Origin of the sequence: Sulfuricurvum kujiense DSM 16994 (assembly GCF_000183725.1) — a bacterium.
Taxonomy (GTDB): Bacteria; Campylobacterota; Campylobacteria; order Campylobacterales; family Sulfurimonadaceae; genus Sulfuricurvum; species Sulfuricurvum kujiense.
Genome location: NC_014762.1, coordinates 496,248 through 515,184, shown reverse-complemented (window position 1 = coordinate 515,184; position 18,937 = coordinate 496,248). Strand labels below are relative to the sequence as shown.

At 48.3% G+C, this 18,937-nt stretch carries 17 protein-coding genes; 8 read left to right on the top strand and 9 right to left on the bottom strand.

All coding sequences use genetic code 11. The features are described from left to right. Positions 1–34 precede the first annotated feature (34 nt). A complete protein-coding gene (locus SULKU_RS02710) occupies positions 35–328 on the top strand; it encodes a BrnT family toxin (protein WP_013459398.1) in 294 nt (97 codons plus the stop codon). Beyond that, positions 325–537 (top strand): BrnA antitoxin family protein, encoded by a 213-nt coding sequence (locus tag SULKU_RS02705; protein ID WP_013459397.1) that lies wholly within the window; start codon positions 325–327, stop codon positions 535–537. Before SULKU_RS02710 ends, SULKU_RS02705 begins: the two co-directional genes overlap by 4 nt. Here SULKU_RS02705 and SULKU_RS02700 read toward each other — a convergent pair. Genes SULKU_RS02700 through SULKU_RS02690 form a run of 3 tightly spaced genes read right to left on the bottom strand, consistent with a single transcriptional unit; the run spans position 521 to position 2,562 of the window. Beyond that, complete coding sequence (locus SULKU_RS02700) at positions 521–1,171, bottom strand: 3-methyladenine DNA glycosylase (RefSeq protein ID WP_013459396.1); 651 nt, start codon at positions 1,169–1,171, stop codon at positions 521–523. The genes SULKU_RS02705 and SULKU_RS02700 overlap by 17 nt on opposite strands. A gap of 3 nt (positions 1,172–1,174) precedes the next feature. After that, positions 1,175–1,984, bottom strand: coding sequence for a TIGR00282 family metallophosphoesterase (locus SULKU_RS02695; RefSeq protein ID WP_013459395.1), 810 nt, complete (start codon positions 1,982–1,984; stop codon positions 1,175–1,177). Continuing rightward, entirely contained in the window at positions 1,981–2,562 is a 582-nt protein-coding gene (locus SULKU_RS02690; protein ID WP_013459394.1) for a hypothetical protein, read from the bottom strand. Before SULKU_RS02690 ends, SULKU_RS02695 begins: the two co-directional genes overlap by 4 nt. 275 nt (positions 2,563–2,837) lie before the next feature. Here SULKU_RS02690 and pgaB point away from each other — a divergent pair, with 275 nt between their 5' ends. From pgaB to SULKU_RS14200, 6 genes are read left to right on the top strand one after another with little or no spacing between them, the layout of a single operon-like run. Further along, positions 2,838–4,799, top strand: a complete 1,962-nt coding sequence (pgaB, locus tag SULKU_RS02685; RefSeq protein WP_245535159.1) for a poly-beta-1,6-N-acetyl-D-glucosamine N-deacetylase PgaB — start codon at positions 2,838–2,840, stop codon at positions 4,797–4,799. Positions 4,800–4,811: 12 nt separating this feature from the next. Continuing rightward, positions 4,812–6,107, top strand: a complete 1,296-nt coding sequence (pgaC, locus tag SULKU_RS02680; protein WP_013459392.1) for a poly-beta-1,6-N-acetyl-D-glucosamine synthase — start codon at positions 4,812–4,814, stop codon at positions 6,105–6,107. 6 nt (positions 6,108–6,113) lie between these two features. Beyond that, positions 6,114–6,554 (top strand): poly-beta-1,6-N-acetyl-D-glucosamine biosynthesis protein PgaD, encoded by a 441-nt coding sequence (gene pgaD, locus SULKU_RS14685; RefSeq protein WP_013459391.1) that lies wholly within the window; start codon positions 6,114–6,116, stop codon positions 6,552–6,554. 12 nt (positions 6,555–6,566) lie between these two features. Beyond that, positions 6,567–7,070, top strand: coding sequence for a YgjP-like metallopeptidase domain-containing protein (locus tag SULKU_RS02670; protein WP_013459390.1), 504 nt, complete (start codon positions 6,567–6,569; stop codon positions 7,068–7,070). 43 nt (positions 7,071–7,113) lie between these two features. Beyond that, positions 7,114–7,806 carry a response regulator transcription factor gene (locus tag SULKU_RS02665; protein WP_013459389.1) on the top strand — a complete coding sequence of 231 codons (693 nt, stop codon included), beginning with the start codon at positions 7,114–7,116 and terminating at the stop codon, positions 7,804–7,806. Next, entirely contained in the window at positions 7,793–8,965 is a 1,173-nt protein-coding gene (locus SULKU_RS14200; protein ID WP_013459388.1) for a sensor histidine kinase, read from the top strand. Before SULKU_RS02665 ends, SULKU_RS14200 begins: the two co-directional genes overlap by 14 nt. A 202-nt stretch (positions 8,966–9,167) precedes the next feature. Here the strand turns inward: SULKU_RS14200 and rlmC are convergent, their stop codons facing one another. From rlmC to leuS, 6 genes are read right to left on the bottom strand one after another with little or no spacing between them, the layout of a single operon-like run. Continuing rightward, entirely contained in the window at positions 9,168–10,286 is a 1,119-nt protein-coding gene (gene rlmC, locus SULKU_RS02655) for a 23S rRNA (uracil(747)-C(5))-methyltransferase RlmC (RefSeq protein ID WP_013459387.1), read from the bottom strand. Beyond that, positions 10,286–13,273, bottom strand: coding sequence for a transcription-repair coupling factor (mfd, locus tag SULKU_RS02650; protein ID WP_013459386.1), 2,988 nt, complete (start codon positions 13,271–13,273; stop codon positions 10,286–10,288). Before mfd ends, rlmC begins: the two co-directional genes overlap by 1 nt. After that, the gene (locus tag SULKU_RS02645) at positions 13,273–14,424 is read right to left on the bottom strand and encodes a bifunctional folylpolyglutamate synthase/dihydrofolate synthase (protein WP_013459385.1); all 1,152 of its coding nucleotides are present in this window, start codon (positions 14,422–14,424) and stop codon (positions 13,273–13,275) included. Before SULKU_RS02645 ends, mfd begins: the two co-directional genes overlap by 1 nt. Then, entirely contained in the window at positions 14,421–15,956 is a 1,536-nt protein-coding gene (locus SULKU_RS02640; protein WP_013459384.1) for a GGDEF domain-containing protein, read from the bottom strand. The genes SULKU_RS02645 and SULKU_RS02640 overlap by 4 nt, the downstream gene beginning before the upstream one ends. A gap of 9 nt (positions 15,957–15,965) precedes the next feature. Continuing rightward, a complete protein-coding gene (locus SULKU_RS02635) occupies positions 15,966–16,463 on the bottom strand; it encodes a hypothetical protein (RefSeq protein ID WP_013459383.1) in 498 nt (165 codons plus the stop codon). A gap of 3 nt (positions 16,464–16,466) precedes the next feature. After that, a complete protein-coding gene (leuS, locus tag SULKU_RS02630; protein WP_013459382.1) occupies positions 16,467–18,914 on the bottom strand; it encodes a leucine--tRNA ligase in 2,448 nt (815 codons plus the stop codon). Between the last annotated feature and the right edge of the window lie 23 nt (positions 18,915–18,937).

The window sequence follows — 18,937 nt, the reverse complement described above, 5'->3', positions numbered from 1 at the left end:
TGACAAATCATGATATTATCATTATAGTATCTATATGAAATCGTTAAAATTTGAATGGGATGATACAAAAGCTTCGTCAAATATCACCAAACACGGCGTATCGTTTGAAGAAGCCAAAACGGTATTTGATGATGATTTTGCCCGTATGATTCCCGATCCCGACCATTCGGAACAAGAAGAACGATTTATCTTGTTGGGGATGAGCTATACGTTAAAAATATTAGCGGTAGTCCATTGCTACAGAGATCAAGAGAGAATAATACGGATCATATCCGCCCGACGATCAACCAAAAACGAAGAACGCCAATACAAGGAGCTATTACCATGAGAGAAGAATACGATTTTTCACAATCCGTCCAAAACCCTTATGCCAAAGCGGCAAAAAAACAGATTTCGCTCAATATCGAAGTCGATACCATCGAGTATTTCAAACAGCTCGCCCTCAAAACGGGATTGCCGTATCAAACGCTGATGAATTCATATCTCACTGACTGTGCCATCCGCCACGTCGAACCGCAGGTTAAATGGTCGAGCTGATCCGCTCGATATTTACCGCTTTCCCCTTACTATTGCTCTTCACATACTCCACAATCATCCCATGAAACCGCGCAAAAGCGGCGGGAAGCTGAACGGTGTCGAAATATCCTCTCACCCCCGTTTCACACCACTCCTGCAGCTCATCATAACTCTCGAACTCATATCCGAACGCGTTTAACAGCCGCGCGGTGTAGGCATCGACGACCATAGAAGGACGGGCGCAGGCGTAGCAGAGGATCGAATCCGCCGTCTCGGGACCGACCCCTTTTTGGCTTAACAGCCAGTTGCGGTCGGTACTCAGCGCAAAGGTCTCGAAATCGCCGAACTCCTCCATCATATTGCGTGAAAGACGGATGAGATTGGACGCTTTCGCTTTGAACAGCCCGCTCGGACGGATCAGCTCCATAAGGGTTTCGGGATGTGTTTGTGCGAGGAGATCGGGGGCTAAAATCTCAGAATTTCGGAGATTGTCCAGAGAGATTTGAACCCGCTCCCATTGGGTGTTTTGAGTCAGCACCGCCCCGACGACGACCTCAAAGGTTCCATAGGCAGGCCACCACAACGGCGGAGAGTTCTCTAAAAGCTTCAGTTTTTCAAGTGCGCTGAAAAGCTCCCATGAGTCCTGCAGTTCCACCGCTTATTCCTCTACCCACGCATCGGTGCGAATCACTCTGCCGTCATCGAAGATTTTGAGTTTGAAGGCGTCGTTGCATTTCCCCCCTTCGAGGTTCATCACGGCGATTTGGAGAATCTTTCGGCATTTCTCAGGGACTTCGAACCGTCCCGCAACCCCCGTCAAAAAACGATCCAGCGGTACTTTGGCATCCATTCCGATGACGTTGTCGCGGCATCCGCTGAGACCGATATCGCTCAGATACGCCGTCCCGCCGACGATCTGGAAATCGTCGCTCCCCACATGAGTATGGGTTCCGATAATGCCGCTCACTTCCCCCGAAAGGAGCATCAGCATACCGCGCTTCTCACTGGAGGCTTCGGCATGGAAATCGAGGAAGATATGATGGATTCCCTCGCTTTTGAGCTGTGCTACCGTGTCGCGGGCGCATCGGAATGCATTATCGACATACGGCATCCCGTAATGCCCCATGATGTTGAGCACGGCGAGTTTCTCCCCCGCCACGTCGAAGATTTTACACCCTGTCCCCTTAACCCCCTCGGGGTAGTTGTGGGGGCGGAGCATCGGGAGGGATTCGAGCAGCGGTTCGACCTCTTTTTTGTCCCACGTGTGGTTCCCGCCGCTCATACAGTCGATCCCCATCCCCAGCAGCTCATGGGCATTTTTCATCGTCACTCCGAAGCCATGGGAGGCATTTTCGTAGTTGGCGATGACAAAATCGATCCCGTGTTCGCGTCGAAGCCTCTTCAAATGCTCTTTGATCATGCTCCGTCCCGGACGTCCGACGATATCTCCGATAAACGCTATCTTCACTCTTTCTCCTCTCTTAGATCCTCTCGAAGCTCAGCGAGTCTTTGACGGAAGTTCTCGCTGTCGCCGTAATCGAAGAATTTTTTATAATTGCCGTGCATCGATTTAACCCGTGTGGCGTGGCGTATCGGGCACCAGTACTGCTCAGTTCGGCCGGCGACCTCGGTGATGTATCCCATGAGGCCGTTGAAATAGCTGCAATAGAGGCAGTTGAGTTTTTCGATGCTATTGAGATAAGCAAGACGGTGACGGTCGATGATGATGTAATCCTGCCGTTTGACTTTCGAGATTTTGTAGATCGGAAAGCAGATCCACTGATAGATCGTGACGAAACCGTCCAGAATCAACGCCGGAAACAGAACCGACCAGATGACGGGGGCACTGAGGAGATTGAGAATCGGAGCGGTAAAGAGATAGCGCCATGCACCCTGCCGCTCTTTTCGATAAGAGGCCAGAATCTCATCGCGTTTTTTCGTGATCTCGCAGGTAAAGCGCTCATACTCCTGCTGCAGTTCACTCTCCAGTTCCGCTTCGAGTACTTTGATACGAGCTACAAGTTCATCAATCTTCTGGTGTTCCATCCCGAACCTTTGCATTATGTTCTGACTCGGCAGAGGCAAACGCATCCGAACGAGGTTTTGTTCCGTTGATCTATAATTTAATGAAACTATACTATAAAGATAGCAAAAGCTCCCGTAAGTTAGCAAAAACATACAAATTTACTGTGTACCGATAGCAGCTATAAAGGGGTTCTGCTGTATAATTTCAGATTAAAATTTAATACAAAGTGCTCTGATTCATGCGTAAACCAATCGTCAAATTTATTTTTGCATTCTTAAGTATTGGCAGCTGCCTAATGGCAAATGAGATCCCGAATATCTGCAGTCGCGATCAGAACCCGAACGAATTTACCGTCCTGAGCTATCACGAAATTTCCGAAAAAAGCGAAACCCTCGATTCAAGCTATGCGGTCACGCCGGAACATTTTGAAGAGCAGGTGAATTGGCTGATGAAAAGCGGGTACCGCTTTATCAGTATCGATGATATTTTAAAGTACCGGAAAGGGAAAAAACCTTTACCGAAAAAAGCGGTTTTGATGACGTTTGACGACGGGTACCAGTCGGTCTATACCAACGCTTTCCCCGTCATTAAAAAACATAAGATTCCGGTGGTCATCGCATTGGTCGGCAGTTGGATGGAGGCCAAAGAGAGCGTTGATTTCGACGGGCACAAAATAGCCCGCGGCAAGTTCCTGAGCCAAAAAGAGATAAAAGAGATGGTACAAAGCGGATTGGTGGAGATCGCCAGCCATACCTACTCTTTGCACAAAGGGATCGTCGGAAATCCGCAAGGGAACATGCAGCCCGCCGTCATCACACGCCAATGGCTGAGTGACAAACAACGGTATGAAGACGAAAAAAGCTATAAAGAGCGCATATACAACGACTTGGCGACAAATAACACGTTTTTAGAGAACTATACGGGACAAAAGCCCCGCATCATGGTTTGGCCGTACGGCTACTACAACAAAGAGGTTCGGCAGATCGTAGAGCGCCTGGGCATGCCGATCGGGCTGACACTCGATGATGGAAGCAATACCGCCATCACCCCGCTGTGGGGACTTCGACGGATATTGATCGAAAAAAACATGACGTTAAAAATGTTGGAACAAGACATGTGGTCACGCAATGCAAATCGCACCGATAACGACAGAGTGACCAAAGCGGCCCATATCGATCTGGACTATATGTACGATCCCGATCCTGCACAGACGGAACGTAATCTGGGGGATTTGCTGGATCGGATCAAGAAGCTGGGGGTCAACACGGTCTACCTGCAGGCATTTGCCGATCCCGATGCCAACGGTGCGGCAGACTATGTCTATTTCCCGAACCGAAACGTACCGATGCGCTCGGATCTGTTTAACCGCGTAGCATGGCAGATTGCAACCCGTACGCAGGTCAAACGCATCTATGCATGGATGCCGATGATGGCGTGGCAGCTGCCGAAAAACAATCCGGCGGCCAACGATACCGTCGTAACGCTGCAGGTCGATCCGACCCATCTGAATATGGGGTATCCGAGACTCTCCCCGTTTTCACCCAAAGCACAAAAAGTGATCCAAGAGATTTACGAAGACTTGGCAAAATCGCCCCGAATCGACGGAATATTGTTTCATGACGATGTCACCCTCTCCGACTATGAAGACGACAGTCCGTTTGCACGCAGACAGTATAAAAAATGGGGGCTGGCACAAAGCGTGACGCAGATCAGATCGGATAGCGGCCAATTCGAGAAGTGGACAAATCTCAAAACGGACTTTTTGGATCAGTTTGCGATGAAATTGGCACAAATCGTACGGGAAGAGCACCCCGGACTTAAAACGGCACGCAATCTCTATGCTCAAGTCGCCCTGAACGAATACGCCGAAGAGTGGTATGCCCAAGGGCTGGCCGAGTCAATCGACAAATACGACTACACCGCTATTATGGCGATGCCGTATATGGAACAGGCACCTGATCCAAAAGCCTTTTACGAAAAAATCGTCGAACGGGTAAAAAGAGAAGAGTGCGGAGTAGAGCGTACCGTGATGGAGCTTCAAACGGTAAATTGGAGAAAAAACGATGCACCGATTTCTTCTGAGGAATTGAATGATACAATACAACATCTGTACGGATTGGGAGTACATCATCTGGCCTATTATCCCGACAGCGTATTTAAAAATATTCCCGATGCCGATACGATGAGACAAGCGTTCGCGAAAAAACCGACCTATATGCATCAAACGACCCTAAACAATACCATGCCGAACAAATAAGAAGGATTCAGAATGACATTCGATATATTTTGGCATTCGCTATGGCACATAATGCTGGGCTATGTGTTCTATTATCCGCTGTTTATGTCCAGTTTGTGGATAATCGGGGCAATCTTTTTCTATTTTAAAAATGAAAAACCGTATCTTAAATACAAAATTCCTCCCCTTAGAGCCAACGAACGCTGGCCGGGGGTGAGTATTTTGATCCCGTGCTATAATGAAGGGGAAAATGCCGTCGAAACCATCTCGTATGCTTTGAATGTCGATTATCCGGAGTTCGAGGTGATCGCCATCAACGACGGAAGCAAGGATAATACGCTGGATATATTGGTCGCTCTGGCCAAAGAGAATCCGAAACTGAAAGTGGTCAATCTGGCCGAAAATCAGGGAAAAGCACTGGGGCTGCAAGCCGGAGCGCTGTTGGCAAAACATGAATATCTGATATGTATCGACGGCGATGCGTTGATCGATAAACATTGTGTCCACTGGATGGTCAAACATTTTATCCGCTATCCCGAAGTCGCCGCCGTAACGGGAAATCCGAGAATACGCAACCGCACCAGTTTGTTGGGCAAGATTCAAGTCGGCGAGTTCTCTTCCATCGTCGGGATGATCAAGCGGGCACAGCGCAGTTTCGGCCGGTTATTTACCGTCTCGGGAGTTATTACCGGCTTTCGGAAAGCAGCGGTGCATGAGATCGGGTATTGGAGTCCCGATATGCTCACCGAAGATATCGATGTTACCTGGAAGCTGCAGCGAAACGGCTGGGACGTCCGTTTTGAGCCTCGGGCACTGGTCTGGATTTTGATGCCGGAGACCTTAAGAGGGCTATGGAAACAGCGCTTGCGCTGGGCTATGGGGGGCGTTCAGGTTATGCTGAAGAACTTCAAGGTTTTGTTTTCCCACAAGCAAACCCATCTTTGGGGACTTATGACGGAGCTTATGCTCAGTACGATCTGGGCCTACACGATGGTTCTGGTCTTTTTGGTCTGGTTTTTAAGCCTCTTTGTCCACATTTCGTATTTGATGCCGTCGAGTTCGCCTATTTTACCCGATCAAAGCAGCGTGATTCTCATCGGTGCGTGTTTGATACAGTTTGCGATCAGCCGATGGCTGGATGGGCATTATGACGAAGGGATGGGGAAAAATTATTACTGGATGATCTGGTATCCGTTCGCTTTCTGGCTGCTCAATTTGTTCACGGCCGTAACGGCGTTTCCAAAAGTACTGTTCGGTAAAAAAGGGCGTGCACGATGGGTTAGTCCTGACCGCGGTGTCCATCAAAAGTTGCCGAAGAAGAAAGGGTAATATCGTATGGAAACACTTATTATTAACAAACGCCATGAAATGCCGAGACGAAAAAGATGGTTTTGGGATGCGATGACCATCGCTCTGTGGCTGGGCTTTATCTATTTATGGAAACCTTTACTGATCGTATTGTATAAAATCATTACCCTCAAAGAAGCACCCGATACGATATCCGATTGGATTTTCGAAAATGTCAGCAGCGTGACGTTTGAAAATGCTCTGTATATGCTCATCCTGACCCCTGTCATCTTGTTTGTCTTATCACGGCTCAATAGGCACAGAGCACCAAGCGAGCATCTACTCTATACTTCGTACGATTATTCCAATTATTTTCGTATCGACAATGCAGAACTGCAGAAGTGTATTGATAGTCAATTGGTTACGGTTTACCATGATGATCGCGGGCATATAATCCACTTGAATGACCAAATTGAAAACAAGAGCTAAAGCTTTCAGCGTATGCAAACACTTAAATATTTAGCCCACTACACACGGGAGATACGCTCTCAGGTACAAGAGCTGATCGATACCGATACGCTCGGAGATCGGCTTTTGCACAAATATCCCGAACCTCATCCCTACGTCAGCGACAAAAGTCTCTTTGACTATGTGATGGAGATCAAAAACACCCATTTACGAAGCTCCTCACCCATCTCCAAAGTGCTGTTTGATACCAAAATACGCGATTTGCACTCCGCACTGGGTACCCATACGTTCGTCTCACGGGTACAGGGGGGAAAGCTCAAAGCAAAAAACGAGATTCGAATTTCCCATCTGTTCAAGAAAGTTCCCGAGCCGTTTCTTCGGATGATCGTTACCCATGAACTCGCCCATCTGAAAGAGAAAGAGCACAATAAAGCATTTTACTCCCTATGTACCCATATCGAGCCGCACTATCATCAGCTCGAATTCGAATTAAGACTCTACCTGACCTATCTTGATCACTTCGGCAAACTCTATTAATTCTTCTGCTCTATAATACATCCAAACATCCAAAAGAGAAAGCATGCCAAAACCGATCTCCTCTACAGCGCTTCGGATTTTATTGCTGGAAGACGACTTTACCCTCTCATCGATCATCGAAGAGTATCTAAGCGATCAGGGATATTCCGTCACATGCGCGTATAACGGGGAGAGCGCTCTGGATTTTGGATACGAAATCGCGTTCGATCTGTTTTTATTCGACGTTAAAGTCCCCCTACTCAACGGATTTGATGTCCTGCGAGAACTTCGGGATAAAGAGAGAAAAGCCCCTGCTATCTTCATAACCTCCCTCAACACCATCGATGATCTATCAAACGCATACGATGCCGGGTGCGACGATTATCTCAAAAAACCGTTCGAACTCAAAGAGCTCGAACTGCGGATACGAGCCCTCATCAAACGCTCATCGATCCTCGGCGAAGATACTCCGATAGCAATCAGTGAAACCATCGTTTTTGATCCGAAGCTGGGACGGCTTACGAACGATGAAGACGAGATCACCCTTCCACGCAAAGAGGCGAAGATTTTAAAAATCCTCCTCTGTCATCCGGGCTCAATCGTCAGTTCCAAAGTTCTGATCGAATCGGCGTGGGATTTTGACGAAGACGGAAGCGAAGAGAGTCTGCGAACCCATATTAAAAATCTTCGCAAACATCTGGGGAAAGAGAGAATTATAAATATACGGGGACAAGGGTACCAGATTGCACTCGCCTGAAAAAAAATCGCTGATCCGCTTCGTATCGCTTTTTGTCGTATTGAACACCATTTTTCTATTAATTATATCAACGATGTATTATTATTACCAGCGAAATATGTATATCGAACTCCGACGCGACGCCATGTCATACTATGCCGGAACACTTCAGGATCATATTTTCGATGCGAAAAATATGGATGAACTCCAAAAACATCTCAGCCGCGATCCGCGCTTTGAAGTCGTACTTTTAAGTCACAAAAAAAAGATTCTCTACACATCGGCGCCCGAGGTAGTATTTCCGTTTCACCTCGGTTTTTATAAGTACGATCATCACTACTTTTTTACCGATACCATTGAACTTCAACATCTTAAAAAAGTCCGTTATCTTCTTGTCCGGGCTGACTCTATCGAGCCGCAGCTCGAACAAACCCGAAAAAGCATCTATCTTTTTTTGATTTTTTCGATCCTCTTTCTATCGGTTGTCATCTATGTTCTGGGGAAACTTTTCCTGCATCCCGTTCGTGATACCATCCATAAACTCGATCGCTTTATCAGAGACACCACTCATGAACTCAATACTCCCCTCTCCGTCATCACGATGTCTGTTGAGCAACTCCATAAAGAAGAGCTTCTCCCCAAACAACGCAAACACGTTGAGAGAATTTCCCTCGCATCAAAGACGATCTCCAATCTCTACAACGACCTCACCTTTTTGCTGATGCATGATCAGAGCAAACAGCATAACATCGACCTCGATATCAAAGCGCTTCTTCAAGAGCGTATCGAGTATTTCAATCCGATCGCCGAGGCAAAAAAAATCACGATCCGAACCGACCTGAAAGCCGCGGCATTTCGAATTGACAGGGAACATATGATTCGTCTGATCGACAATCTCCTCTCAAATGCGATCAAGTACAATAAACCCTCCGGCGAGATATACATCACGCTGGAACCACAATCTCTGAGTATTCGCGATACCGGAATCGGTATCTCCAAAGAGGTCATTGAGCACATTTTTCAACGCTATACCCGTTTTGATGAAGCCAACGGAGGTTTCGGTATCGGACTCAATATCGTTCAGATGATCACGCAAAAATACCAGTTAAAAATTGCCGTCCGTTCAGAAACCGCAGAAGGGAGCGAGTTTAAAGTTTCGTGGAATAAAAGTTCACACTAACTTCACGGACTCTTTATTATACTTTCAACCGTGTACAGCGATGTATCACCGACAATAAGGATGAATGAGAAAAAAGTTCCTGCTCTTGTAATAGCTTTGGGACTTATTTCGTATTTACTGCGAGAACAGTAAATCTGCTACCGATGCAGACGCAACTGCGGCTCCTCTCCCTCAGCCGCAGTTATTTCCTCTACCTATTCACTTACCGTTTTTTTAAAAATACCAGAACTTCATAATGTTCCGTATGGGGAAACATATCAAAAAGCTGTACTTTTTGGATTTCATACGAGCCTAAACGTTCCAAATCTTTTGCCAGCGTCACCGCATTGCAGCTTGAATAAATCAGATGTTCGGCCGAGACTTTTTCGAGCCATTTGCACAACTGTTCACCCAACCCCCGCCGCGGCGGATTAACAATCACGGCATCGGGCTTCTCTCCCGAATTTGCCCCGAAGCTTGCCGCATCCAGCGACTCAAAACGGAGATTCGTCATCTCCAGCTGCGCGGCCGAATCGCGGGCGCACTCTATCGCTTCGGGCTCGATCTCGATCCCTATGATTTCACGCTCGGGTGCAGAACAGTGCAGAGCAAACCCTCCGACGCCGCAAAACAGATCCCATAACCGCGACGGTTTGATCTCATCGATCCACTCGCTCGCCGTGCGATAGAGCTTTTCGGCGACGTCGGGATTGGTTTGAAAAAAACTTTTGGGGCGGATATAAAGAGGAATACCGTTAAACCGCTCTTCGAGACGGCGCTGTTCGCTCAAAAATATCTCTTCGTCCCCTTCCAAGATCGCCATATGGACCGGCTGGATATTGACCGTAACCACTTTCAGCTCCGGTGAGCGTTTGATCAATTCTTCCAGTCCCCCCTCCAGCCGCGCAATAATACCATGAGAGCGGAGGACAAAACGGAGCATCATCGTCCCGTTTGATTTGCTGCGGGTGAGGAGGACGTATTTGAGTTCCCCTTTTCGGAGTTTGATGTCATACCCTTTGATCCCCAATTCCCGAAGCCACTCTTGAACGCTATGCAAGACTTTTTGCATACTAAGATCATATAAAGGGCAGTCGATCAGACTCACCTCTTCGGAAAGTCCAAGCACAATCCCCTCCGGCGTAGGGGTCGCTACCATCTTGGCCTTGTTACGGAATCCTTTGAGCTGCGAGGTAACGGGCTTTTGCCACCCGTTGGGCTGATATTTGTTCAGCAGGGCATGCAGCTGGTCACTTTTGAGTTTCAGCTGTTCGGCATAATGGTAATCGATCCATCGGCATGAGTGGCAAAGATGGGTATCGAAATAGGAACAAAAACTCATTACAGCCCTTTTTGTTTCGTCGTGCGAAGATAGTGCAATACCGTACCGATAAGATCATCATCGTCTTTGCTTTTGCTCTGAAGCGTCTCTTTGATGCCACTTTGGTACTCTATGGTGATGTTTTGGTTGTAGTTGCTCACCATTTTGATCTTCTTCTCGATACAGAGCAGTTTGATCACCATGATCTCGAAAAACTGTTTCGTAGGAGTATCGGGTTTGCCGAACCGATCCCCGACCTCTTCTTCGATCTCGTATATCTCGCTCGGACTTTCGCACTGGCTCAGGCGGCGGTAGAGTTCAAGTCGAAGGCGGTCTTCGGTAACGATCTCATCGCTGATAAAGGCGCTGACGGTGAGCTTGATATCGACTTTTGCCCGCACCGCCGTCGTTTGGTTGGTAAGGAGCTTGATCGCATCTTCCAACATCCGCAAGTAAAGGGCATACCCGATATTTTTGATGTGACCGCTCTGAGCATCCCCGACGAGATTCCCCCCGCCGCGGATTTCGAGGTCGTGGTACGCCAACATCGATCCGCTTCCCAAAAAGGAGTTCGATTCGAGTGCCACAAGACGTTTTTTCGCCTCTTCGGTGAGGTTCTCTTTGTCATCGACAATAAAATAGGCATACCCCTCGATATGGCCCCGTCCGACACGGCCGCGCAGCTGATGCAGATCGGCCATCCCGAAACGGTCCGCTCCGTCGATAATCATTGTGTTAACCGTCGGCATATGAATCCCCGATTCGATGATGGAGGTTGCGAGAAGGACATCGTATTCGCGATTCGCAAATTTCGCCAGTTCCTCCTCGGTCTGATTTGCACTGATCTGAGAGTGGAGGATGAGTATACGCAGATCGGGGAGGATCGCTTTCAGCTCACCCGATTTGATGATCATCGAATCGATAGAGTTGTGGACGTAAAACACCTGACCGCCGCGGCGAAGCTCGCGCAAGATAACCTCTTTGATCAGTTTCTCGTCGTAGTTTTTCACAAATGTCCGTACCCCTAAGCGCTCGCTCGGAGGGGTGAGAAGCTCGGACATCGTCTTAATCGAACTGAGCGCCTGATTAAGACTGCGCGGGATCGGGGTCGCGCTCATGCTGAGAAGGTGGACGTTTTCATAGAGCGATTTGAGTTTCTCTTTTTGTTTTACCCCGAATTTGTGCTCTTCATCGATAATGACGATTCCGAGCTTCTTACAGCTCACCCCGAACAGGGCGTGGGTTCCGACGACACAGTCGAGTTCCCCCGCTTCAAGCGCCCGAAGGGTTGCGTTTTTCTCTTTGGTGCTGACGAAGCGGTCGAGCTTAGCGACCCGAAGACCGAATGGTGCGAGACGGGTTTTAAGCGATTGGAAATGCTGGGAACTGAGCAAGGTGGTCGGAACGACGAGGAGCGATTGGTATCCCCCTTTTGCGGCGGCGAAAATAGCGTTCATCGCCACCTCCGTTTTCCCGAAACCGACATCTCCACTGAGCAAACGATCCATGATATGACCGGAGGAGAGATCACGGACTATCGAGCTGATCGCACTTGATTGATCCGGAGTGTAGTCAAATCCGGCAGCATCTTGGAATCTTCGAAGCTCACCCGCATCGACACTGATCACCGACGCTTTGATCAGCGCACGGCTCGCCGCAATCCCGACGATCTCGGAGGCAATCTCGAACAACCGTGCTTTGACCGACTCTTTGAGTTTGCCGAAACTTCCCTTGCCCAGACGATCAAGGACGGGGAGGCTCCCTGAGGCGATATAGCGGTCAATCGTATCAAGGTTTTCGACGGGGAGGAGAAGCTTGTCATCCCCCATGTATTTGATGACGACGAGGTCTTTCACCCCGCCGAGAATCTCCGCCTGTTCGATCCCGACGAATATCCCGACCCCGTACTCTTCGTGGACGACGTAGTCCCCTACTTTCAAATCATCGAGGAGAATGGAGGTACGGCGGCGACGGCGCTTTTTCTCATGACGGTTAAGAGAAAGGATGATCTCATCGGGACCGATCAGATTCAGAACGATCCCGGATGTTTTAACCAAGATTCCTTTTAGATCAAAAATCCCCGCCGCTTTGAGCTGCGTATCGCTGGCGGCGATCAGGGTAAATTTTTTGTTTTTATGGACGCTTCGAAGGGTTTCTAAATTCCCTCCCCCCAATGGAGTGTACTTTTCGGATTCGGGGAGGATGTCTGCTTCGAGTCTCGTTCGCGGCAAGACGGGTTGATTGAGTCCGTACGCTTCGTCGAGGACACTTTTCATCTCACGGATACGCGAGACTTTTTTCCCCTCGCACAGATCGACTCCGTGCTCATTCAAGACCCAAAACCCGAGCGAGGCAATGTCTTTGACGAAGCTGTCGCTTTGTGCGGCGGCTATCGCTTTTTCGAACGCTTTGTGCTGCTGCTCATCGAGGGAGAAAAAAGCGCTGGTCACTTCGATAGAGGCCAGTTCCTCTTTGTCGGTGCGCTGGGTTTCGACATCAAACGCTTTGATCTCTTCGACCTCGTCGTCAAAGAGGCTGATACGATAGGGGTTGCTTTGGTTCGGGACGTAGATGTCGAGGATGTCGCCGCGGTGCGATACCTCCCCCTCCATCTCCACCATATCAACAAAGGTGTACCCCCAATGGAGCAGTTTTTGTTTAAAGCTGCCCAGATCGATGCGGGAGGCGAACTCGATCGTCTCGCTTTGAAGCAAACTCTCATGCGGCATCGGAAAAAGGAGTGTTTTGAGCGGGGAAATAATCAGCGGTTTTTTTGAGGCTGTATAATAGGTTCGAAGTGCGGCGAAAAGGGCAAATAGCTCTTCGCCAAACGGTCTGAGATCGTCCATATAGGTCGCACGAAAATCGGGCAATACGATGTGGGGGATTTCTAAAAAAGTGGAAACGTCGCTCAGTTCCGACGCCTCTTTCGCATCCTCGCACAGAAGAATCTCGGGGAGAGCTTTCGGATTGTTTTTACTATATTCATACCATCGTGCTTGTGACATCAGTGCTTATTCATCCTCTTCAAAAACGTTTCGGCTACACTAAAGGAGCCGAAAACCAAATACTCTTTATCTTTTTCAATCGATTCAAATTGGCTATAGGGTATTTCCAATTGCTCCAATACCGATTCGAGAAGCATTCTCTCTACAATCCGCCCCTCATTAACCTCAATAATCTCAACCGATTTGATAATCGGTTTTAGAATACTCAATATTTCCCGGTAATCTTTATCGCCGTAGGTATTGTAGATCAGAGTCACCTTTCTTCCAGCATATGCTTTCGCAATCGAATCGGCCGCCAATGCATTGTGCCCTACATCCAGCGTAACATTAGGGGCAATTTGACTCAAACGCCCGAACAGTGCACTTTGATCAAACAGCTCTTCATTTGCTTCATATCCCAATAGCTCATACGCCGCCATTGCCAATGTCAGATTATCGCGTAAATAGTCGCTAAGACCATTTTTCGTGGCAAGGTGCCATGCCATCTCTTCGATTTGAGAGTTCAGCCGCTCCGAGAGGGTATAGAGAGTACACCCTTTGTCTGCCGCAACCGTTTTGGCGATCGTTTCGACTTCAGGATGTTTTTGTTTTCCCAGCAGAGCAATGTCCTGCATACTGCGCAGTTTCGTCGTTGCGATCGAATCGATTGTGGTACCCAAAAACACCGCATGGTCAAAATCGATCGGAGTGAAAATACTCAATACTTTATCAAAAACATTGGTAGCGTCAAACTCGCCCCCCAGCCCCGCTTCGCATACAACGTATTCGCATCCCTCATACGCAACCATCGCTACAAGGGTCGTATACTCAAAATAGCTGAGCGATTCCGATACCTCCCGTGTCAGAAGCGATAAAAGCTTTTGATGCGCCTCTTCCAGCCTCTTATCGCTTATCTCGGCGCCGTCCATCCATATCCGCTCGTTAAACCGAAGGATATGGGGTGATGTATAGTGTCCTGTTTTCTTTCCGGCTCGATCGAGTGCAGTAGCCAAAAAACGTCCGGTCGAGCCTTTGCCGTTCGTCCCGACAAGATGAATGAGTTTCGGTTTTGGAAGCATCTGTGCAATCTGCCGATACGCTTTGGGAAAGCGCTCGACATCGATCACGTCGTAAAATAAAGGCTTTTGCGCTAAAAAATCGTTCAGTGTCATGCAGGCTCGACGCGGTTTCGCCCTTTACGCTTAGCATCATACAGCCGCTCATCCGCACCGCTTATCAATGCTTTCAATGAAGGAAAGTTACTACGCTGTGCGACACCGATACTTATACTGACGGCTATCCGCTGCCCCTGATACATAAAATGGGCCTGCTCGACATGGGCACGTACTTTTTCGCAAAAGATTTTCGCCCCTTCCAAATCGGTATCTCCCAAAATAGCCAAAAATTCTTCCCCTCCGTAGCGTCCGACGATATCGCTGTTTCGGGCTTCCAATTTCAAGATTTTGGCAAATGCGATCAGCACCGCATCCCCTGCTTCATGGCCGTAGGTATCGTTAACCGCTTTAAAATGGTCCAAATCGAGCATCGCAACGCAAAACGAATGTCCGTGGCGCTCATATTCGGCCTCTTTCAAATTCAGATACTCTTCAATCGCCCGTTTGTTAAAAAGTTTCGTCAAAAAGTCTTCCCGTGACGCCTGAGTCGCCTGCGCCAGTTCCGCCTCCAGAGTAGCGATCTTTTTCCCCATCTGATTCACTTTTTCATTATGAACTTTTAAATCTTTGCTCAACACTTCTACTCTTTCTTCCAGTGTACTGGCAATAGTATAGAGCCGTTTGTGAGCGGTTTTAAAATCAGCAGGCTTATGGCTCTCAAGCGCTTCAAGATCACGTTTTACTTCCCGGATTTCACTGCTTGAGCTTTCGCTTCTCTCGATCAAATCAATGAGTTGTACCGAAAGTTTATCTAGGAGTACATCAAGTGCGTGAACCATCTCTTCCACACTGTGTTTATCGAGGGCTATACGCATCGCAATCGCAGTTTTTATCTCTTTTTCGCACTCATCGGTTGCGATATACGCCGGGTTGCTATGAAGTTTCTGGGAGAGTTCTATTGTCGTATCGTCCATAGTGGGGGCGATGGAAGGGACCAATGAAGAGATGAGAATACGAATCGTTCTATCATAATCAACCCCTCCTCCTTGGCTCGTTTTGAACTTAAGCCCCTCAATCGTGCTTCGTAAATTGGTCGAGTCGACTGAACCGAAATGAGCCAGTTTCATTAAAAACGAATCGTCGTAAACGGAAAGAAAATTTGTCCATGCCTGTTTAAGCAGATCGATTTGCGTCGATCCTCCTTGGGACTCGAGAATGGCGATTGTCTTTTTTGCCAATGCGGAAGCATCCGGATTGTGCAGCAAATCGATGCTTTGCGCCATTTTTTTGGCGAGGCCGCTTAGGAGTTCGACCAAAATCGTCGCTTCATTGGGGTTCATGCGGCTCAGTTTGGAGATTAGGAATCGGATCAGTTCAGCCGTTGTCCGAACACGGTATTGTTTGATCTCATCGAGTGTTTTTTTATCCATCAAAGCGACATAGCGGTCTATTCCGCTGCAGTCTTCGACCGCAAATCCCGCTTTTTTAGCTTCAGCACAAAATGTCTCGGCATAGACGTCGGGAGTCCACACTTTCCCTTCCGCTTTAAGCCTCTCGACCGTATTTCGAACAATTTGGTTAATGGTCATATTTACCCCTTATTTCGAGTCAGAACCCTGTGCCGATACCTGTGCTATGAAAACATCAATCCCTTTTTGTGCCCCTTGACGGATCGCTTCAAAACGTGCCTGATCGGAAATAATAGCATTCGGTTCAATATCGAAATCATATACCCCGCTGGTCGTATAATTCGCCGTTTTGCCCGCCGTCGTACGGCTGATTCCCATTACAACCGCGGTGCGGTAGGTTATGATATAGCCGTTAGTATCGTACCGGAGAGGACTGAAAGATACGGAATTTATCATTATTTTCAAATGGGTATGCGAAACATTTTTAGGAACGAGTGCCGTTCTAAATCTCGTAATAACCGCCATATCGACGGCATCTTTTATAATAACGGTATTTTGAGGGTCTTCCATCCTAATTACCACTTCGGTACTGACACTGTCGCCCACAACATTTTTAGCCAAATGGCTCGAAGGCTGATAACCGCAGCCGGCTAAAAAGATCAATGCGCTCAGTATCCAGTATTTCACACTTTACCCTTTTATGACGAGATTGACGAGCTTGCCGGGGATCACGATCGCTTTGACGATCTCTTTGCCCTCTATCCATTTCTCTACGGATGCTTTGGCAATCTCGATAATCGCCTCTTGAGACTCATTCACACCCACTTCGATCGTGGCGCGATTTTTACCGTTGATCGAAACTCCAAGCGCCAGCGCTTCCACTTCGAATACCTCTTCTCGTACCGTTTGCGTACCGAAGTTTTTGCCGTTGAAAAGGTTGGTAGAAAGTTCCCAGCAGATATGCGGAACGATCGGCTCCATCACGGAAGTTAAAATCCAATACCCTTCCGTCCAGACATCGCGGTTATTTTGTTCGTTTAACGCATTCATCGCTTCCATTACACCCGCGATCATGGTATTGAATGTATGACGTTCACCGTATACCTCTTGAGCCCGTTTCAGCGCTTCATACACTTTTTTGCGGGCCGCTTTCTCCTCTTTGGAAAGGGTACTGTGCTCGATACTCGGTAATTTATCGGTAACATTGACGTATTGGCTTCGATCGGCAAAACGTTTCAGAAAGCGGAATGCCCCCTCAACCGCACTGTCGTTCCACTCCAGCTCCTGGGTTGGAGGGGCGGCAAAAAGGATGAACAGACGCGCCGTATCGGCACCATATTTTGCAACCAGCTCTCCGGGATCGACGGTATTGCCTTTGGACTTGGACATTTTTGCCCCGTCTTTGAGAACCATCCCCTGTGTCAAAAGATGCTCAAACGGCTCATCTGAGTTGACGTATCCCAGATCACGGAGCATTTTCGTAAAAAAGCGTGCGTATAACAGATGCAAAATGGCGTGTTCGATCCCACCGATGTAGTGATCGACACCCATCCAGTAATCAAGTGCTGCAGGGTCAAGCGCCTTTTGGTAATCATTTTTGACCGTATAGCGCAAAAAATACCATGACGATTGGATAAAGGTATCCATCGTATCGGTTTCACGGACGGCGCTCTTCCCGCATTTCGGACAGGTACAGTGTTTCCACGTCGGGTGGTGCTCAAGCGGATTTCCTTCACCGTTAATCACAACGTCTTCAGGCAATGCGACCGGAAGGTTGGCTTTATCTTCCGGAACGATTCCGCACGACTCACAGTGAATCAGAGGGATCGGAGCACCCCAGTAACGCTGACGGCTGATTCCCCAGTCTTTGAGACGAAAATTTATCACTTTTTTACCGAGGTGAGAAGCTTCGAAATGATCCATGATAGAAGCTTTAGCGGTAACATTGTCTAAACCGCTGAACTGTGCACTCTCACGAAGCGTCCCTGCTTCGGTATAGGCGCACCCCAGCGGCAATTCACCCTCGCTCGGGAAGATAACCGCTTTGATCGGCAAATTGTACTTCGCCGCAAATTCATAGTCACGATCGTCATGTGCAGGAACGGCCATAACTGCCCCGGAGCCGTAATCGGTAAGGACGAAATTAGCCACCCATACCGGAACTTTTGCCCCTGTCAATGGATGGATGACATGAATCCCCAGAGACACCCCCTCTTTTGGGCTCGTGGCGCGGTCACGCGCACTGACCCGCTGCATCGCTTTGATAGCATCGCTTGTAGCCTCATCCAAAAGGCCGAACGAAAGCATATGGCGGACAATCTCGTGTTCCGGAGCCAAGGCGGCGTAGCTCACCCCGTAGATCGTATCGGGACGCGTCGTAAAGACATCGAAGCTTTGATACACGGCGCCCAGTTTGCCTTCGCTCTCTTCGTCGAGTTTAAACGCAAATTCCAAACCGTACGATTTTCCGATCCAGTTCTCCTGCATCGTCAAAACCTGCTTCGGCCATTTTCCCTCTAACGTTTTTAAAGACTCAAGAAGTTCTTCGGCGTAATCACTGATTTTGAGGTAGTACTGATACATCTCTTTTTGGACGATCGGCGTTCCGCATCTCCAGCATCCGCCGTCTACCACCTGCTCATTTGCCAAAACGGTCAAATCGTGCGGGCACCAGTTCAAAAACCCCTGTTTTCGATACAACAACCCACGATTAAACATATCGATGATGAAACCCTGCTCGAACGCCGTATATTCCGGGTTAGAAGTCGCAAATTCCCGATCTTCGGAGAAAGATAGCCCAAGCCCGGCAAGCTCTCCGCGCATTGTTGCGATGTTTTCATAGGTCCATTTTTTCGGATGGACGCCGTGTTTGATCGCCGCATTTTCCGCCGGCATACCGAAGCTGTCCCATCCGATAGGGTGAAGAACGTTAAAGCCCTGCTGGCGATAGTAGCGGGCAAATGCGTCGCCGATCGTATAGTTGCGGACGTGTCCCATATGGATACGTCCCGACGGATAAGGAAACATGCTCAAAACATATTTTTTAGGTTTGGAAAAATCGTCCGAAGGCTCATAGGCCTTCGTCGTGCTCCACGTTTTTTGCCACTTGGCCTCAATCGATGCGGGGGTGTAATTCAAAAAAAACTCCTAAATACTCTTGT